The sequence below is a fragment of the Elusimicrobiota bacterium genome (assembly GCA_016722575.1).
Classification (GTDB): domain Bacteria; phylum Elusimicrobiota; class Elusimicrobia; order FEN-1173; family FEN-1173; genus JADKIY01.
Genome location: JADKIY010000001.1, coordinates 559,277 through 577,355, shown reverse-complemented (window position 1 = coordinate 577,355; position 18,079 = coordinate 559,277). Strand labels below are relative to the sequence as shown.

The window sequence follows — 18,079 nt, the reverse complement described above, 5'->3', positions numbered from 1 at the left end:
TTTTATCGACGGGCGGGGGCCCGGGCGAGCAACGGGTCGAACCGGTCCCGTTCCCGGTGAAAGGTGCCGGAAACAAAAGCGTTCCCGTCTTTGTCCGCGGCCACGCCCCAGCCGAAGGTGCGATCGCCCTCGGTGCGCACGTAATCCATGGAGAGAGGGGCGCCCTCCTCCAGGGGGATTTGGGCCAGGAAGGCGCTTTGGGGTTCGTCGTCCCGGTTCCGGTCCATCTCCGTTAAAAACCCCGCCAGCCAGAGGCCGCCGGGAGCCAAGGCGAGTCCCAAGGGGCGAACCACCGGGGCCGCCCGCAGGGGTTTGGGTTCAAAATACCGATGGGACAAGACCTTGAGGTCCCCCGACAAATGGGCGACAAAACCGTGTTGCCCCTCGTGACCCGTCAACCAAAGACTCCCGTCTTCGGCCAGCACCACGCCCCGGGCTTCGAAATCCCCCCCCGCCGGACTGGCGTATTCGCCGAGGAGAACAAGGTTTCGGTCGTAGTGGGCCACCCACCAGCGCCGTTCCCCCGACGTTGAGCGGCTGGATATGGCGCCCGCCGCGTAGACGCCCCCCGCCGGGTCCGGGGCCAGGGCGCAAACCCGCTGGGGCCCGCTCCCGGCGTCGTCCCGAAAAACCTCGTTGAGCGGCGTCAACTCCGACGTGAATTTCGCCAGCCAGGGGATTTGGCCCCGGCCGTAATGGGCCACGTTTTCGCCCAGAGCCTCGTTGGCCTCCGATGGCCGGTAGCCCACCCAGCCGCCCACAAAGACGTTTCCCTCCGATCCCACGACGATGGTTTGGCCGTATTTCCGTTGACCCTCGACGCCCCTCTGGCCCGTGAAGGATTGGAGGGGGTTGAGGCTTCGATCGAACTTCCCGACCCAGAGGGCTTCGCCCCCGCTCAAGACGGCGACGAATCCCACGACATAGACGTTCCCCGCCGGATCGGTCGCCACGCCATAGGCGGCGTCCTGGCCCGGGAACAATCCGTCGATGGATCGGGCGTTGAGCAAACGAAGGTCCGGGGACCAATGCCCGATCCAAAGAGAACCGTTGATTGGGCCGCCCGGAATATACCGCCCCGTCACAGAGCTACCGGCCTGGTACACGTCCCCGGCGGGACCGACCGCGATCCCGTAGGCGCGCCCGTTCTCGGCGATGTTGTGGGTTTTGAAATTAAATTTCGTCGGATCGGGTTTCGAACAGGCGAAGAGAAACAACGGAGCGGCGAGGGCGAGTAAATATCTCATGGTCCCATCCTAATAAAATTCACCGCGCCTTTCATCGGGTCGCCGGGCGCCCGGCGCTCAACACTTCGAACCGGCGGCGAAGACGGTGGCCTTCCCGATCGACCAGGGTCAGTTCGTGAACCCCCGCCGTCAAATCCAGCGCCTGCTGGTGAAATTGCCGGGTCGTACCCAAAAACCGCCCATCCAAATGCCAATAGAGCACCTCCGCCGCCCTTCGGTGGACCGCCTCGAAGAGCGCCCGGCCCCGTTGGCCGCCCAAATCCGTCGGGACGTAGACCCGGGCGCCCTCGTCGGGATAGAGCAAGTCGATGGGCGAAGAGTCTTCGGCTTCGGGCGCGTCGTCCCGGCAGTCCGATCGGTAGGGCGGGGGCAGGCGGTATTCCGGGTGGCGTGTCCGGTAGAAGAATTCCTGGCCCGGCGGAAGGACGAACCAGGACCGCGCCGTCATCTTCGACACGGCCTCGCAGCCGTCGTGCACCCGCCAGCGGCCGGTCGCGTCCAAATGCAATAGCCGGTGATGGGGGCTTTGACGGTCGAAGGGGCTGTCGGCCGGAATCCATTGCTTCTCGGTCGCGCACTCCGCCGCGGGAAGAAACCCGTCGTCCCGGCAGACCGCCGTTTCCTCCAGGTCGAAATCCGGGCGGGCGAACCAGCCCCCGGCGCCCAGCCGATTGAACAGGTCGAAAAGCAGGGGCGCCGCGGCCAGGGTGCCGGTCAGACCGGCCCGAGGTTCCCCGTCGGCGTTTCCCGCCCAGACGCCCACGGTGTGGCTTCCGTCGGAGCCCAGGGCCCAGGCGTCCTTGTAGCCCTGGCTGGTGCCCGTTTTCCAGGCGATGCGGCGGGCGCTGGCGAAGGCCTGCCAGTGGGATTCGTCCTCGGGGCGCACCACCTCCGTCAGCGCCGCCTCGGTCAGCCAGGCCGCGCCCGGGCCAAAATCCATCTTTCGGTCCGTGTCCGCCCTATCGCTTTCCAAAATTCGAAGCGACCGGTAGGTGGATTGAAAGGTCCGCCCCCGTCCCCCGGCCAAGGAAGCCAAATTGGCGTAGGCCGCGGACAAGTCCCAGAGCGTCGCCTCGGCCCCGCCCAAAATAAGGCTCAGCCCGTATTGATCCGCCGGACGGAAGAGCGTCGTAAATCCCATTTTTTTCAGAAAGGCGTAAAACTTGGACGCCCCGTAGAGCTTAAGAAGGCGAACCGCCGGCACGTTCAGGGATTGGGCCAGGGCCTCCCGGGCGGGCACCGCGCCCCGATAACGATTGTCGTTGTTTTCCGGGTGAAAACCCGGAAATTGGGTCGGCAAATCCGGCAAAAGGGTGGTCGGACCGATGTCCCCGGCCTGCAAGGCCGCCGCGAAGAGAAAGGGTTTCAGCGTGCTGCCGGTGCTTCGGGGGCTTTGAACGATGTCGACGCTCCGGCCTTCCCGCCCGTCGTCAATTCCGCCGTTCCCCACGTAGGCCCGCACGGAAAAATCCCGGTGATCGATGACGATGGCCGCGACGTTTTGAATGTCCCGGGCGCGGAGATTCTCCGCCCGCCGAGCCACGAGGTCCTCGACGGCCAATTGAACCGACGAATCGAGGGTTGAATGAATCCGGTGTCCCGCCAGGCCCCGGTCTTTGATCAACGTGTCCAGCAAGCGGGTGGCGTGGGCCGGAAGGGGCAGGGGAGCGTCGGGCAGGGGCTCGGCGAGGGCCAGGGGAAGGTCCGAGGCGGAAATATATCCCGCGACGTGCAGGCGGTTCAGCAGACGGTCCCGCTTGGCCCGAAGGCGGTCGCGGTTTCGGCCGGGGTGGATGAGGGCCGGGCTGTTGGGCAGCACCGCCAGGACGCCCGCTTCGGCCCAGGAGAGGCTTTCCGGCGCCCGGCCGAAATAACGCCAGGAGGCGGCCTCGAGCCCCACGATGTTCCCCCCCATGGGCGCGTGGGCCGCGTAGAGAGCCAAAATTCGTTCCTTGGAATGGGTGAGTTCAAGGCCCAGAGCGAGGAACGTTTCCCAGATTTTTTCGAGGAGGGTCCGGGGCGGGTTGCCCCGGGCCAGTCGGATGACCTGCATGGAAAGGGTGCTGGCGCCGCTGGTGACGCGACGCCGACGGACCGCCTCCCGCAGGGCCCGGGCCACCGCGAAAGGATCCACGCCCCAGTGGCGTTCGAAGCGTCGATCCTCGAATTGAATGGCGGCGGTTTTGAATTTCGCGGGAACGCGGTCCAAGGGCGGAAAACGCCACTGCTGGTCGGCGGCGATTTTGGCCGACAGCAGTCGACCGTCGCGGCCCAGAAGGACCGTCGACGCGGGTTCGCGAAACAACGGCCGGGGAAGGGCCGCGATCGAAAGAAGGGCGAATCCGGCGAGCGCCGCGGCCGCGGCCGTCAGGCCGCGCCGCCCCCGGGCCGCTATTTTTCGGAACGCGTCACGTCGACCCATTGCCCCGTCGTCCGGGCGTGCTTGGCGGCGTCGTACATGGCCTCCACGGCGACGGCGGGCAGGTAGAAATGCCCGGCGTAGGTCGCGTGAAATTGCTCTTCCCAGGTCAGCGCGGCGCCCGGGGCCAGGGAGAAGTAACTGTTCACCCGGTCGTCCCGCACGTCCCGGAATTCCACCCCTTTGTAGAGCGTGCTGCCGCCTTCAAAGGCGGGACTTTGGATTTCCCATCCCGAGGGTACGATGTGGGTCAAGGCCAAATTGTCCAACTTGGCGCCGGAGCGGTTGCGGACGGTCACTTGCGCCGTCAGGTCCGTGCCTTGTTTGACGGAGGCCACGTCCACCGGATCCCCGTTCTTCAAATACACGACGCTGAGCTCGAGGCCCGAGGACGCGGCGGTTTCTTCGCCGGCCTTGGGCACGCCCCGCACCGTCACGTAGGTAAAGAGGCGGCGGGACCCCGTGTTTTTTACCGTCACGGGCGCTCCCCCGGCGGGAAAGTCCGGGAGGGACTTGGAGAAGATGCGCCCTTCGCCCGTGACCGACGACGCCGCGCCGGTTCCCACCGACCAGTTGAAGGACGGCGGCTCGGCCGAGGCGTCGGCGCCGAAATAGCGGGCCATGGCCAAAAGCGCGTAGGCGGTCTCGTGGGTTCCCAACCAGCGCTCCGCCACCAGGTCGGCGGAAATGGACTGGGCCAGGGAGCGGCCCCGGTCCAAATCCTTGAGATGGGCCAGGGCGTTCAGGATCATCGCCCGGTCCCGGAGGGCCGACCCGTAGGTGGGACCGGCGGAATCGTATTTTTCCGGTTCAAGCGTGGCTTGTCCCAGTTCCCGGGCGGCTTTGTCCTGGCCGGCCAGGGCGTAGGCCGCGGCCAAATTCCATTGGGCCAGGGACGCCAAACCGGTCGATTCTTTCAACCGGTTCATGGCGCCCAGGGGCGCGTCGCCCGCCAGGGCCAGGGTGTAGAGGCGGAAGGACTGTTCAATGGCCCCCCAGCGGTCCCCGGGCGTCCAGGCCTGGGCCTGGCCCTTCTGGTATTTGATCCATTCGGCCCGCATGTCCGCCGGCACGGCGTAGCCTTTCTTCTCGGCCTCCATCAGGAAATGACCGACGTAGTTGGTGGCCCAATCGTCGGGACCGCCCGACAGGGCGCCCGGCCAGTAGACGAACCCGCCGTTGGGCGCCTGAAAGGCCCGAAGGCGATCGATGCCGGTCTTGATGTTTTTTTCCACCTCGGACTTTTGGGCGTCGGTGAGTTTCACCAGGTCCGGCAAATAAAGTTGCGGGAAGACCGAGGAGGTGACCTGCTCCACGCACCCGTGGGGGTAGCGGATCAATTCGCCCAGTCGCCGCTCCAGATTGAGCGGCGGCAGGGCCGACACTTCCAGATGGACGTCGTTGGTGCCGGGCAGTCCGTGGGGGACCACGGTTTCCGTCCAGGTTTGCCCCGCCTCCACGGCGCCGCCCCGGGTTTCCACGGTGGGCGGGTTGGCCGCCCGGACCGTGAGGTGCGTTTCCGACCGGGTCGACGAACCGCCGCCCGCGGCCGACACGGTCACGCGACCCGACCCGTCCGAAGCCCCGCGCGCAGGGTAAAGAAGGTCAGGGCGTCGCCGGGTTGCGCGAAGGCCATTTGGGCCGTCTTGGACCCGATGATCTCAAAGCGATCGTCCGTGTCGATGGACAGCGACACGTCCTTGACCTCGGGTTTCATCACGAAGACGTTGACGGGCACCGTCACCCGCTCCTCGGGGCCGACCACCCGGGGGAGCGTGGTCAGGACCGACAGGGGTTCCCGGACGAAAACGGATTTTTCCGCCCGCCCGTAGGCCCCGTCCCGCCCGGCCACCACCATGGCGCGCACCTGGCCGATGTACTGGGGCAGGTCCACCTTGTGGGTTTGGGAATCGCCTTTGCCCAAGGCGAAGGGGCCCAGGAAGCGGACCACCGGCGGAAAGCGCCGGGTTTCCTGGTTGTTGTCCTTGCCTTCCAGGGCGTCGCTTCCGCCCAGGGCGAGCAGCCGTTCCAAATTGGCGCTGTAGGCGCCGACCACCAGATCAAAGAGGTCCCAGGTTTTGACCCCCAGGGCCTCCTTCCGGTAGAAATAATCGTGGGGGTCGGGGGTGGAATACCCCGTGAGGCCCAGGAGCCCCTCGTCGACGATGGCCAGGGTGTAGGTCATGGGACGGCCTTTGGTTTCCGAGACGGTGACCGTGGCCTCCGAAAGCGGCCGCCACTCTTCGGGGGCCTTCACGACGGGCTGAAGCACCGTGTCCGGGTCCGTCACGCGGAGGGGGATCACCCCGTAGAGGCGGAGGGGCCGGTCGTTGTCTTTGCCGGCGTGGGGCTGGAGGAGCGCCACCGACACGTACACGTTCGGGGTCATCTCGTCGGTGATGGGCAATTCGAATTTGGTTTTGCCCTTGGTGAATTCGATCCAGCGTTTTTCCAACACCCGGCTGCCGTTTTCGACCGTCATCAGACCCCGGCCCTGGGAGGCGTCCGGCAATTGAAGCACCGCGGTGTCGCCCACGGCGTAGCTGGACTTGTCCGAAAAGAAATAGAGCACGCTGGCCCCGGGGCCCGACTGCTCCTGGGCGCGCCCCGCCCAGCCCGGCCAGTCGATGTAAAGGTATTGGCCCGTGCAATGGCCGCCCTCTTCGTCGCAGGCGCGGACCAGGTAACGGCCCCAGTCCGGGTATTTGACTTCAAACTCCCAGGACCCCCGGCCGTCCGCCTTCGTGGACGTTGTCCCTTCCTTGATCACGTGATTTTCTTCGCCGGTGTTGAACTGGGCCGAGGATTCGCCGGTTTGATCCCACCACCAGCGCCACTGAACTTTATAGAGCGCCACTTTGAGCTTCGGCACTTTGACCGGCTCGCCTTTGGCGTTGACCGTCACCAAGGACACCGCGTGGGTTTTATCCGTCAACAGCATGTTGCGCACCTGATCGCCCTTGGGCAGTTTCAAACCGACGAACCGCTTGAAGGGGGCGAAGTCGAAGGCCTTCTGGCTGACGCTGAAAGCGCCGCCCTCTTCGAAGACTTGGATCTTGAATTGCGCCGAGACCATGCCCGGGGCCGGGGCGTCCGTCGCCAGATCGGAATTGAAAGCGAGGTGCCCCGTGGGATCCAGGCGGCCTTCGAAGAGGGTTTCCTCGTTCCCTTTGATTTCCCGGGTGGGATCGTCGAAGAGATGGTCTTCAAAGCGCGCGAAACGCGTTCCCTGGGACTTGTAGCGGACGGCCACCTCGGCTTTGAGACCCGACGCCGTGGCGCCGTGGAGCCATTGGGAAAAAACGGTGCCGTTCAAATCCCCCGCCGGGATCGGCTCCTCCCCGACGGAAAATTCAATTTTCAGGCGGTTCGGAACGACGGTTTCGATTTTGAGGGCCTTGGAGAAGGAGCTGCCGCCCAACTGGACTTCGGCGTTCCAGGTGCCCGTGGGGGCGCTTTCCGCCGTTTTGAGATCGAAGCGGTAAAAACCGTTCACCGGCCGGGCGTTGGTCACCGTGTCCACCAGTTGGCCCTGGGGATTGGAAAGCCGCAGGGTGGCCGGGTGGTCGTCCGGGACGACGTGGTTTTTGTTCTCCAGGACGAAGACCAAATGAATGTCGTCGCCGGGACGCCAAACCCCGCGTTCGCCGTAGATAAATCCTTTCAGGCCTTCCTGGACTTTTTCGCCGCTCACATCGAAGTGGCTGGTGGGCAGGGCCGTCCCGTCGCTCATCTTTAAATAGCCTTTGCCGCCGTCCTTCTCGGCCTCAACGTAAAAGGGTTTTTCCGTCACGGCCACGCTCGCGAACCCGTCGCCGTCGGTGCGTCCGGACCCGATTTCCCGATTCTGGAAATTGCGGATCGACAAGGCGGCGCCGGACAGGGGAGCCGCCGTTCGCAGATCGGTGGCCACGAGGGTCACCCGTCCGGTTGCGTCGGTTTTCGCCAACAGTCCGATGTTCGAGGCCAGAAAGTTCCGGGCGTCCTTCACGCCGCTGCCGAATATGAAATAGGCGTCTTTGCAGGGGTCTTCCCGGTCGGTCCACTGGGGATTGCCGTCCTGATACCAGTTCTCAATGCCGTCCCAGCCGGACCCTTCGTTCCAATAAATGTCGTCCTGGTTTTTGGGGGTGGACTCGGTCTTGACCGGCACGGCGCTGTCTTGTTCGGAACAGGCGAAATCGGAATTGCTTCGGTTGAGGGAGAGGGTCAGACGGAAGAGCGCGCCCGGATTCTTTTTAAGCAGATCCGTGGCGTCCAGTTCATAGCGCTGCCATTGGTCGGGGTTGGCCGCCGACAAATGCAGGGTTTTCCGCCACAGGTGGCGGCCCACCCGGCCCAACTCGGTGTCGGAGTCCAGGCGGTTGCCCTGGAGGAACTGGCCGATGTTGTCCTCGTACACCTGGAACGCCGTCACCTGCACGGAGTGAACGTTCATCACCTCGAAGGGAATGGACAGGACGTCGTTGTCGGGCAGGATCGCCCCTTGGCCCGAAAAGCGCACCTGGGGCTTTTCGCTCACGAAGGAGAGGGTTTCGGCCCGTCCTTCCTTCAAGGCGAAACCGGCGGCGTTGCGCACGCCGGCTTCGACGTTCACCGTCACCTTGCCGGAGGTCCGCCGGTCCGGATAAATTTTCACCACGTTGCCTTCCACGCGGAGGGTGAAGGGCGACACGCTGGCGCGAATCAATCCTTTTAGATTTTGACGCGGATCCAATTTGTCCGAAAAATAAACCGCAAAATAACGCTCCTCGGCCTGGACAATTTGGAAGTTGGTGATTTTAAAATCGTTCAAGCCGGGGATTTCGATGGTGCGCTCCCCGCGGTTTTCCACGCCCAAAGGGCCGCCGTACCAGTTGACGTGGAGGGACTGGGCGTCGGCTTCGCGTTTAAGGCCGCGAACCGTGAATTCGTGCCGCCGCCCTTCGGCGTCGTGGGTCCAGGTCACCTTCAACGGCGCGCCGGACCATTGGGGGAACACCACTTTTTCCACCGGCTCGGCTTCTTCGGCGTCGGCGGTTGTTAACACCCCGCTCAAGGCCATAAAGCCGTCGGTGTCCTCCGCCGTCAAACCGCCGATTTCCACCTCGAAGGTCCGGGGAAGCGTTTGGAAAACGAATTCGTAGTCGTCAAGTTTTTCGGGAAGGTTGCCCAGGGCTTTTCGGTGCACCGCGACTTTGTAAAAGGCCCCGGGGGTCAAATCTTCCGCCGGGATGAACACCACCTCGCGGGGGTCCGACACGGTGGCCGTTCCGCGGATCGACGGATCGAAATCCAGTACGCCGGGAGCTTCCTGGCCGACGCGTTCCTTGTCGAAAACATCCACCGCGAAACGCACCGCGATTTTTGTTTTCCGGGAAACGATGCCCACGGTGTGGCCGGCGATGTATTGGCCCCAGAGGGGATCGGGCGGTTTCACCGCGGGCGGGCGCCGCAAACGATCGCAGCCCGCCGCCGCCAACACCGCCAACGCCAACGCCGCGCCGCTTCGCCACGATCGTGTCATCGAACGCTCCTTAAAAGGGTTCCCCGAGGTCTCGAGGGGCCCCGGTCCGGGGCACGGGAACAAGTATAGATTGTCGTTGCCCCGGTGGCCACCGAAAAGCGCGAATCGCCCGGGAGCCGGGGGCTCGGCGGGGAAGTGATAAAATAACGTCCCATGACGGATCCCATCGTCCGGCCTTTCGCGCCCGAAGATCGGACGGCGTTGCGACGCCTGGCCGTCTCCACCGCCGATCGAGGAAACCCTTCGCCGGGGTTGGCCGGCGACCCCGCGTTGCTGGCCGACCTGCTGACGGATTATTACGCGGAGCGGGAACCCGAGGCCCTTTTCGTCGCCGAGCGGGCCGGGGACATCGCGGGGTATCTCACCGGGTGCCTGGACACTCGGCGCTACCTGCGGGACATGTCCGGCCGCGTGGTCCCCCGGGCCTTTGGACGGGCCGCGCTCCGGGGGTTCTTCGTTCGACCGACCGCCTGGGCCTTGATCGCCCGTTTGATCCGCCCCGGGACCCCCGGGAACTATCGGACTCCCGGGCTTTTAAACCGTTGGCCGTCCCATCTGCACCTCAACCTCGATCCGTCGGCCAGGGGACGCGGACTTGGAAAAGCCCTGATCGAACGATTCTTCCAACACGCCCGGCAAAAGGGATCGTCGGGCGTCCACCTGGCCGCCCGCGCCGACAACCCGGAGGCTCTCCGCTTTTTCTCCTCCGCCGGTTTTCGGGAGGAGGGACGCCGCCGGCTCCCGGGGTTCCTGCCCGGCGAACCGCCCGTCCACGAGGTCGCTTTGTTCGTTCGGGACCTCCCTTGAAGAAAATGATCCTTTTGGCCCTGATGCTCCTGGCGCCCGGGATCTTCGGAGAAGAGATCGCGGCCGGGGGCCCCGGCGACCCGTCTTCTCCCGCGGCCCCCGCCGTCCGGACCGCTCGAAAAAAATCCCCCCGCCCCCGGCGGCCCCGGGCGGCGCCGACGGAGGTGCGTTTGGCCACCACGACCGTCGCCCTGCGGGACGACGACCGGCTGTTGGTTCTGGCGCCCCATCCGGACGACGACATCCTCTGTTGCGGCGGTTTGATTCAGGAAGCGGTGGACCGGGGCCTCCCCCTCCGCGTCGTGTACTTCACCTACGGCGACAATTACGAGTGGGCCTTCATGGCGTACAAAAAACACCCGGTCCTTCGGCGAAAAGCCATGCAGAACATGGGCCTCCTTCGTCACCACGAGGCCGTCGCGGGGATGGGCGTCCTGGGCGTCAGCAGCGCGTCCCTCACTTTCCTGGGATACCCGGACTACGGGACGTTGAAAATTTGGAACTCCCGCTGGGACGGCCGACCGCCTTACCGGAGCATGCTCACCCGCGTGTCCAAAGTTCCTTACGCCAATGCCTACCGGCCCGGCGCTCCCTACAAAGGGGAGGAAGTCGTCAACGACCTGAAATCCCTTCTCCGGGAATTTCGCCCGACCAAAATCTTCGTTTCGCACCCGGGGGACCAGCACCCCGATCATCGATCCCTGCCCCTTTTTTTGAACGTCGCCCTCTGGGACCTGGGACCGGACTTCGCCCCGACCGTGTACCCGTATTTGGTGCACTTGCGCCATTGGCCGTCGCCCCCCGGCCATCGCCCGGATCAACCTCTCGCCCCTCCCGGGGCCTTTCGCGCCCTGGCCCAATGGGAAACGTTTCCGGTTTCCGCGGAGCGACGGGAAGGCAAGCGGCGGGCCCTCGAACGCCATCGCACCCAAATCGCCTACGATCGAAATTACCTTCTTTCTTTCATCCGGACCAACGAGCTGTTCGGGGATTTTCCCCTTTTGGATTTGGACAAAAAGGGCTTGCCGCCCCCGGAAGATTCCGACCGGGAGCGCGCCAAATTCGTGGGGGTCGAAACGAAAACGGTCAGCGTTCAAAACGGCAAATTGGTGGTGACGGTGGCCTACCAGCGCCCCCTGGGCAATCGCACGGGGGTTCAAGTGTTCGCCTTCGGCTACCGGGCGGGGGTTCCCTTCGAACACATGCCCAAGCTGCGAATCGATTTTGGCGCCCTTCGGCATCGGGTCTTCGACCAGGGCCGGGAATTGCCTTGGAAATCCATCGAGGTGGACCGGGAACCCCGGCGAATCACCCTCTGGATCCCCCTGGAATTGATAGGGGACCCCGACCGAATCCTATTGAGTTCTCGATCTCTTTTTGTGTCCTTGCCCTTGAATTGGGCCACCTGGCACATTGTGGAGCTGGGGCGCCGAACTTCCGATCCATCCGAACGTATGGAAAGCGACGGCCACGACCGTTGAAGCAACGCGGGGGACTCCCCCGCCCGCAAAAGAGAATCAAATGAAAAAGACATTGCTTGTTTCGATCCTGTTCGTCGGCGCGCTTTCCGGTTTGACGCTTTTGGCCGAAGGAACGACCACGACCCCGGTGACGGAATCAACCGCCGCCGCGCCCGCCGCGGCCCCGGTGTCGAAATAACTTGAACAACGGCCGATCGTGATTCGACCGGCGCTTCGGACCTCGAGCTCCACGGGAACGACCCGGGCGACTCCCGCGCCGGGTCGTTCCCCGAACGGGGTCTGTCCGAGAAAGGTGAAAACGCCATGGCCACCCACGCTCTCCCGCAACGGCGGATCGGCACGATGACCCCCGACGCCTTCGCGGCGGCCTCCGCCGCCGGGGCCGCGCTCGACGCGGACCGCTTTCGGGATTTGATGGAACGGCACGGGGACAAGGTTTTTAATTTCGCCTGGCGCCTGGCCGGCAACGAAGCCGACGCCCGGGACCTTACCCAAGAGGCCTTCGCCCGCGCCTTCCAACACCGAGACCGGTTCGATTTCGCCCGCCCCTTCGACGCCTGGGTGTGCCGCATTCTCCACAACCATTTCCTGGACAACGTCCGGCGCTACGAGCACCGGCACTCGATTTCCTACGACGCGGCGACGGAGGGGATCCCCCTCACGGAGACCCTGGTCGGCCGGGACCCGAACCCGCTCGACACTCTGATGAGCGCCGAACGGGACCGCGCGGTGCAACGGGCGTTGAACGACCTGCCCCCGTTGTACCGATCCGCCGTCGTCCTCTGCGATTTGGAAAATTACTCCTACGACGACATCGCGGAAATTCTCGATTGCCCCTTGGGCACCGTGCGTTCCCGTCTTCACGAGGGACGGCGCCGGCTGCGGCAATTCTTCGCCGCCCAAACGACCGGAGGCCGCCCCGGGGCGAGGGAACTTGAGACCTCCGAGGATCCCCTGTGAGCGCCCACCCCCACTCCTTGCTGTCCGCCCTGACCGACGGCGTTTTGGAAGTCGAGGAAATCGCCCTTTTGGAAGAGCACCTGGCGCTCTGCGGGGACTGCCGCGCCGAATTGTCGGATTTGAAACGGATCAAGTCGACCCTGGCGGCGGCCCCCCGGCGCGCGATGCCGGTCGCCTTCAAAACCGAACTGATCCGCAAAACTCTTCGAATCGGCTGGCGCGAACGATGGACCGCTCTGTGGTTTCGGGGGCCCCGTTGGATTCCCTTGGGCGCCGTGGCCGCGGCCGCCCTGGCGGTCGGTCTGGCGTGGTGGGGGTTTGGGGGCGGCCGGGCGGAGGAGGAAACGCTCCGTCTGGAGCCGTTTTTGGCCGCCCACGCCCGAACGGCGTCGGACAGTCCCGTTCCGACTTCGGATTTTTACGCGTCGGATTTTTCCGCGCAGTTGGCCTCCTACAATGGGACGAACGACTAACAATCTCGCCGGAGCGGGCGTCGTGCTGGTCGCCGCCGTTTTTCGTTGCGCGGCGGCCCCCTCTTCCGAGGAATTGATGCGCCGGGCCCTGAACGACGAATCCCGGGCGTACGCCGGCGAGTTGGCGTACACCCAGTGGGGCGACGGCCGCGTGCGCGCCGAAGAAGCCCGGATTTACGTGGCCGCGCCGGGCCTTTACCGCTTCGAATACCTCTCCCCCGCCGGAAGCGTCCAACGGGTCATTTTGGGCCGCGGCACGGACGAAATCGTTTTTTTCCCCCGCCAAGGAAAAGCCTGGCGAGGGCCCGCCCACCGCCAACCCGCGGCGGATAAATCGACTCGGGCCTTCGCGCGCCTTTCCAAAAATTACCGCGTGTCGGCCCCCGCCCAGGCCGACGTCGCCGGCCGGCCCGCCTGGGCCCTCACGTTGACCCCCGTGGACGCCGGCAAACCCCACCAAACCCTGTGGTTCGACCAGGCCACGGGCGTCCTCCTGGCCAGCCGCCGTTTTCTACCGGGCACCCCCTACGCCGCCGCCGTGCGCTTCGTCCGGTTTAAGCCCGACGTGGACTTTGAAGAGGGGTTTTTCAACTTGAAATCCGACGACGCCCAACGAACCGACGATTGCGGTTGGGCGGGGCGTTCCGAACCGGCCGGCGCAGCGTCCACGGAGCGGACCGAACTTCCCTTCGGATTCTCCCTCGAAAACCGGGGCCAATTCGACGTTCAAGGGGAAACCGTCACCCACTTGTCCTATTCCGACGGATTGGCCGTCGTTTCGATTTTCGAAACCCGCCGCCCGGTGCGCGTTCCCGCGGGGGCGGTCACGTCCACCGGCGCGGGACCCCGGCTCCTGGACGTTTCCATTCCCGCCCGCGTGGTCTACGGCCGTCGGGACGGGGTGTATCGGACGGTGATCGGGGACGACACCGCGGAACTTCTGAACGAACTGTGGCGCCGCTTTCCGTAAGGATCCATGCCGTTTTTTTGTAAAATTTTCCATCGGTTTTTGATGCCACCCCCATGATCGACGTTCAAAACCTCATCAAAGATTACGGCCCCACCCGCGCGGTGGCGGGCATTTCCTTTCGAGTCGAACCCGGGGAAGTCGTGGGCCTCCTGGGTCCCAACGGCGCCGGGAAAAGCACGACCTTGCGGATTTTGACCGGCTACCTTCCCCCCACCGCCGGCCGCGTCGTCCTGGACGGCGTCGACGTCCTCGAAAATCCCCTGGAAGCCCGCCGGCGCATCGGCTACCTGTCGGAAATCAACCCCCTCTACGAATCCCTGGGCGTCTGGGAATGCCTTGACCTGTTCGGCCGCCTGCGGGGCATGGACGCCGCGCTCCTCGCCAAACGGCGGGGACCGGTGGTCGAGGAGTGCGCGCTGACCGACGTCATGCACAAGGACGTGGGGGAGCTTTCCAAAGGCTTTCGTCAGCGTCTGGGGTTGGCCCTGGCCATCCTCCACGACCCCCAAATCCTGATTCTCGACGAGCCGACCTCGGCCTTGGACCCCAACCAGCAAAAAGACGTCCGGGACTTGATCCTTCGCTTGAAAGAGAAAAAAACGGTCCTGCTCTCGACCCACATTTTGCCGGAAGCCCAGCGAATGTGCGACCGCCTTTTGATCATCCACCAAGGAAAGATCGCCGCCCAGGGAACCGTGGCGGATCTTCAGGCCCACCGGACCGGGACCGAAACCGTCTACGTTCGACTCCGGGGCCCCGCCGGGGAGGTGGCCGACGCCTTGGAAAAACTGCCCGGCGTCACCGCCGTCCAAACCGCGGACGCAACGGAACCGGGGGCGACGGGCTATCACGTGACCGCCGCGGAAGACCCCCGCGATCCCCTGGTGCGCCTCGCCGTCGACCGCCGATGGGCCCTCCTGGAACTGCGCCGACGATCGGAGTCCTTGGACGATATTTTTGAGCGACTGACGGGGGAGGGCGCATGAACCTGCGGCGCGCGGGTCTTTTGGCGCGAAAGGAATGGAAGGAATCCTTCAATTCCCCGACGCCCTACATCGCCTTGGGGCTGTTTTTTATCCTGGTCGGCTGGTTCTGGACCTCCTCCCTGTTCCTCTCGAATCAGGCGACGATGGAGGAATTCTTCGGCCCCCTGCCGCTCCTCCTGGGCATCTTCCTGCCCGCTTTCACCATGCGGCTGTTCGCCGAGGAATACAAGACCGGGACCATCGAAAACCTCGCCACCTTGCCCCTGGAAGACGTCGACATCGTCCTGGGCAAATACGCCGCGGCCCTGGCCGTGTGGATCGTGATGCTCGGGCTCTCGCTGGTTTATCCGGTCCTGTTGCTGTTCCTCGGTCCGCCCGACGTCGGCCAAGTCCTGGCGGGCTACGTCGGCGCCCTCTTGTTGGGCGTCTTTTTCTCGGCGTTGGGCCTGTTGGCCTCGGCGCTGACCCGCAGCCAGGTCGTGGCTTTTCTCCTGGGCTTCCTCTTTTGTTTCGCGTTTTACCTGGTGGGAAAAAGCGCTCAGTTTGTCCCGGGCGCCCCCGGGGTTCTTCTGGCCTTTTTGGGCGTGGACCGCCACCTGGACGGCTTTTTGAAAGGCGTCGTGGACTCCCGGGACATCCTTTATTTTCTGTCGGGAACAGCGCTGGCCCTGGCGGGCACCTTGGCCGGCTACAACAGCCGGCGATGGCGATGACGACCCCCGCCGCCGAACGTCGTCGACGTCTGGGCCTCCTGTCGGGGACGGGCTTGGCCCTGTCCCTGGGCCTTTTGACTTTCGTGAACTTGCTGGCGGATCGGTTTTTCGTTCGGTTGGATTGGACGAGCCACCGCCGTTATTCCCTTTCGCCCGCCACCCGGTCGTTGTTGAATTCCCTGGAAGACCCCGTGATCCTTCGGCTTTACCTTTCGCCGGGTTTGCCCCAGCCCTACGAAAGCCAGGGCCGGTACCTCCGGGAACTTCTTCACGAATACCGCTCGGCCGGTCGCGGGAAAGTCACGGTCGACATCAAATCCCCGGACGAATCCGACGCCTGGGTCCTGGAAACGCGCCGGCTCAACATCCAACCGGGCCGATTCACCCAGGTGGCCTCCGATCAATTCCAAGTCCGCGAGGGGTACATGGGCCTCGCGCTCTTTTATCAGGACAAGCAGGACGTCATCCCCTTCGTCAAGGAAACGGACAACCTGGAATACGAAATTTCCAGCCGCGTCCGCTCGATGACGCAGAAATCCAAAAAGACCCTCTACTTCATCTCGAACCACCAGGAAGTGTCCCCCGAATTCATCCGCCAGGGACCGGCGGGCCGACTCTTCGACGAATTCATCGTGGACACCCCCGCCCTGAGCACGGCCTCCCTCGTCCATCGCCCCGACGGCATTTTCCTCCTGGGTCCCCAACGTTCCCTGACCCCGGCGGAACTTGACGCCCTGGACCAAGCCCTGGTGGACGGAATCCCGGTGGTGGTGGCCTTGAATCGCCGGGTCATCATGCCCCAGAATTTCCGGTCCATGGCTCAAGTGACCGGGCTGGAACCCTGGCTGGAGCACTACGGCGTGAACGTCAGCCGGGAATTCCTGATGGACGAACAGTGCCAGAACATCGCCATGCGAAGCGCCCAAACGACGTTCTACGTCAAATACTGGCCTTTCGTCCTTTCCAACGATTTAAACAAGGAGCACCTGGCCACCCGGGACCTGGACGTCCTGGGCTTCCCCTACGCCAACCCGCTGTCGTTTAATTTCAACGGACCGTCGACCCTGCGGGGCACGGTCCTGGCCCGCTCTTCGGCGAAAAGCTGGATTTGGCCTGGGCTCTACAACGTCGACCCGCCAAGTCTGTTCACGCAGTTAAAATCCGAATCTCCGGCGACTTTTGCCAAATCCGGCAAAAGCGACCAACTCGGTCCGTTCCCTCTGGCCGTGGTGGTGGAAGGATCCACCACCACCCATCGGACCCCCGCCCGGCCCATCGCAAACCTTCGCCTCGTCGTCCTGGGCACTTCCTTTTTCGCCAACCCCCAGGTGCCGAACCCGGAAGGCAACGCGCTCTCCATTCTGGCCCTCGCCCATTGGATGACCCAGGAGAGCAACTATCTGGCGATTCCGCCCAAGGACTCCCCTTTCCGGCCGCTCCGGCCCGTGTCGAACGGAATCCGGCGGGCGGCCAAGGCGGCGGGGTATTTTCTGATCCCGACGTTGATCGTGCTGGCCGGTTTCTTCCATTGGCGCCACCGACGAATTCTCCGAGCGCACGTTCAGCGGGTTTACGCCCGACCGGAGGCGCCCCGTGCCTAAATGGTTGCGTGGATTGACCGTCCTGGTGAGCGTCTTGGCGCTCGTCTACGCCTTAACGCAAATTCCCCGACCGGAAGAGAAGCCCCCCCTTCCGGTCGTTCCCGAGCGTCTGGAAAAGCTCGTCATCGCCCGGCCGCCATTCTCCGCCACTTTTGAATACGCCAACGACCATTGGCGCCTGCGCCAACCGATGGATTTCCCCGCCGACGAAGGAGCGGTGGCGTCTTTCCTGGCCGGCCTCCGGGGGATCACCGGCGGGGATGTCCTGACGCGGCGCGCGGAAAGCCACGGACTCTACGACGTGACCGACGCGGCGGGGGTGCGGGTGAGCCTTTGGGGGCCGGGGGCCAAAGAGCCCCTCGAATGGGTTTTGGGCAAAACGAGCTCCGATGGGAACCACGCCTATGTTCGGTTGCCGACAACCGACGCGGTTTATCGGGTGGGGGGGTGGACGCGGGACGGCATCGATTTGAATTTAAACGCCTGGCGGGAGAAACGACTCTTGACGGCGTCGTCGGAAGATATCGTCGAGGTCAAGGCGGAGCCCCGGGGCGGCGCCTTCGCGTTGATTAAAGATTCCGACGCCTGGACGGTCAACGGGCGTCCGGCTTCGACGGAGAAGGTCGCTCCTTTTCTGGCAGCCCTGCGGGAACTGATGGCGGACGACTTCATCGATCCGCCCCTCGCTGCCGGCCAGGCCCCACGCCCCCCGACCCTCCGCCTCACGGTGCGCTACGCCTCGGGCCGGTCGGAAACCCTTCGGGTCGGCCCGGAAAACCCCAAGACCCAGCGGGTGCTCGTCCAGCGCGACGGTTGCGACTCCCTTTTTTCCCTACCGGCGTTCCATTTTTCCCCGGAACGCTTCCAAGCCAAAACCTACCTCAAAAATTAACGGTCCGTCATCGGAGGGAAAATC

14 protein-coding genes are annotated in these 18,079 nt (G+C 64.4%); 10 read left to right on the top strand and 4 right to left on the bottom strand.

Annotated elements, in window-relative coordinates; genetic code table 11:
- Positions 1-2 precede the first annotated feature (2 nt).
- Genes IPP68_02660 through IPP68_02645 form a run of 4 tightly spaced genes read right to left on the bottom strand, consistent with a single transcriptional unit; the run spans position 3 to position 9,172 of the window.
- Positions 3-1,247: a hypothetical protein gene (locus tag IPP68_02660; GenBank protein MBL0349263.1), complete on the bottom strand. Its 1,245-nt coding sequence runs from the start codon at positions 1,245-1,247 to the stop codon at positions 3-5.
- Between the two features lie 31 nt (positions 1,248-1,278).
- Entirely contained in the window at positions 1,279-3,669 is a 2,391-nt protein-coding gene (gene pbpC / locus IPP68_02655; protein ID MBL0349262.1) for a penicillin-binding protein 1C, read from the bottom strand.
- On the bottom strand, positions 3,639-5,228 hold the full coding sequence (locus IPP68_02650) for a hypothetical protein (GenBank protein MBL0349261.1): 1,590 nt from the start codon (positions 5,226-5,228) through the stop codon (positions 3,639-3,641). The genes pbpC and IPP68_02650 overlap by 31 nt, the downstream gene beginning before the upstream one ends.
- Positions 5,225-9,172, bottom strand: a complete 3,948-nt coding sequence (locus tag IPP68_02645; GenBank protein MBL0349260.1) for a hypothetical protein — start codon at positions 9,170-9,172, stop codon at positions 5,225-5,227. Before IPP68_02645 ends, IPP68_02650 begins: the two co-directional genes overlap by 4 nt.
- 153 nt (positions 9,173-9,325) lie before the next feature.
- Between IPP68_02645 and IPP68_02640 the strand changes: the two genes are divergently transcribed.
- The 10 genes from IPP68_02640 (at position 9,326) to IPP68_02595 (ending at position 18,055) form a co-directional block, all read left to right on the top strand.
- On the top strand, positions 9,326-9,979 hold the full coding sequence (locus IPP68_02640) for a GNAT family N-acetyltransferase (protein ID MBL0349259.1): 654 nt from the start codon (positions 9,326-9,328) through the stop codon (positions 9,977-9,979).
- Entirely contained in the window at positions 9,976-11,460 is a 1,485-nt protein-coding gene (locus IPP68_02635; protein MBL0349258.1) for a PIG-L family deacetylase, read from the top strand. The genes IPP68_02640 and IPP68_02635 overlap by 4 nt, the downstream gene beginning before the upstream one ends.
- Positions 11,461-11,500: 40 nt before the next feature.
- On the top strand, positions 11,501-11,638 hold the full coding sequence (locus IPP68_02630; protein MBL0349257.1) for a hypothetical protein: 138 nt from the start codon (positions 11,501-11,503) through the stop codon (positions 11,636-11,638).
- 125 nt (positions 11,639-11,763) lie between these two features.
- Positions 11,764-12,420 carry a sigma-70 family RNA polymerase sigma factor gene (locus IPP68_02625; protein MBL0349256.1) on the top strand — a complete coding sequence of 219 codons (657 nt, stop codon included), beginning with the start codon at positions 11,764-11,766 and terminating at the stop codon, positions 12,418-12,420.
- Positions 12,417-12,893, top strand: coding sequence for a zf-HC2 domain-containing protein (locus IPP68_02620; protein ID MBL0349255.1), 477 nt, complete (start codon positions 12,417-12,419; stop codon positions 12,891-12,893). Before IPP68_02625 ends, IPP68_02620 begins: the two co-directional genes overlap by 4 nt.
- Positions 12,877-13,863, top strand: coding sequence for a hypothetical protein (locus IPP68_02615; protein ID MBL0349254.1), 987 nt, complete (start codon positions 12,877-12,879; stop codon positions 13,861-13,863). The genes IPP68_02620 and IPP68_02615 overlap by 17 nt, the downstream gene beginning before the upstream one ends.
- Before the next feature lie 53 nt (positions 13,864-13,916).
- On the top strand, positions 13,917-14,849 hold the full coding sequence (locus IPP68_02610) for an ABC transporter ATP-binding protein (GenBank protein MBL0349253.1): 933 nt from the start codon (positions 13,917-13,919) through the stop codon (positions 14,847-14,849).
- The gene (locus tag IPP68_02605; protein ID MBL0349252.1) at positions 14,846-15,562 is read left to right on the top strand and encodes an ABC transporter permease subunit; all 717 of its coding nucleotides are present in this window, start codon (positions 14,846-14,848) and stop codon (positions 15,560-15,562) included. Before IPP68_02610 ends, IPP68_02605 begins: the two co-directional genes overlap by 4 nt.
- Positions 15,559-17,163 carry a GldG family protein gene (locus IPP68_02600; GenBank protein MBL0349251.1) on the top strand — a complete coding sequence of 535 codons (1,605 nt, stop codon included), beginning with the start codon at positions 15,559-15,561 and terminating at the stop codon, positions 17,161-17,163. Before IPP68_02605 ends, IPP68_02600 begins: the two co-directional genes overlap by 4 nt.
- Positions 17,156-18,055 (top strand): DUF4340 domain-containing protein, encoded by a 900-nt coding sequence (locus tag IPP68_02595; protein MBL0349250.1) that lies wholly within the window; start codon positions 17,156-17,158, stop codon positions 18,053-18,055. The genes IPP68_02600 and IPP68_02595 overlap by 8 nt, the downstream gene beginning before the upstream one ends.
- The last annotated feature ends 24 nt before the right edge of the window (positions 18,056-18,079 follow it).

Coding starts and splice junctions, on each gene's coding strand:
- IPP68_02625 (MBL0349256.1), top strand. CDS start 11,764: ATGGCCACCCACGCTCTCCCGCAACGGCGGATCGGCACGATGACCCCC.
- IPP68_02660 (MBL0349263.1), bottom strand. CDS start 1,247: ATGAGATATTTACTCGCCCTCGCCGCTCCGTTGTTTCTCTTCGCCTGT.
- pbpC (MBL0349262.1), bottom strand. CDS start 3,669: ATGGGTCGACGTGACGCGTTCCGAAAAATAGCGGCCCGGGGGCGGCGC.
- IPP68_02610 (MBL0349253.1), top strand. CDS start 13,917: ATGATCGACGTTCAAAACCTCATCAAAGATTACGGCCCCACCCGCGCG.
- IPP68_02605 (MBL0349252.1), top strand. CDS start 14,846: ATGAACCTGCGGCGCGCGGGTCTTTTGGCGCGAAAGGAATGGAAGGAA.
- IPP68_02600 (MBL0349251.1), top strand. CDS start 15,559: ATGACGACCCCCGCCGCCGAACGTCGTCGACGTCTGGGCCTCCTGTCG.
- IPP68_02645 (MBL0349260.1), bottom strand. CDS start 9,172: ATGACACGATCGTGGCGAAGCGGCGCGGCGTTGGCGTTGGCGGTGTTG.
- IPP68_02615 (MBL0349254.1), top strand. CDS start 12,877: ATGGGACGAACGACTAACAATCTCGCCGGAGCGGGCGTCGTGCTGGTC.
- IPP68_02630 (MBL0349257.1), top strand. CDS start 11,501: ATGAAAAAGACATTGCTTGTTTCGATCCTGTTCGTCGGCGCGCTTTCC.
- IPP68_02640 (MBL0349259.1), top strand. CDS start 9,326: ATGACGGATCCCATCGTCCGGCCTTTCGCGCCCGAAGATCGGACGGCG.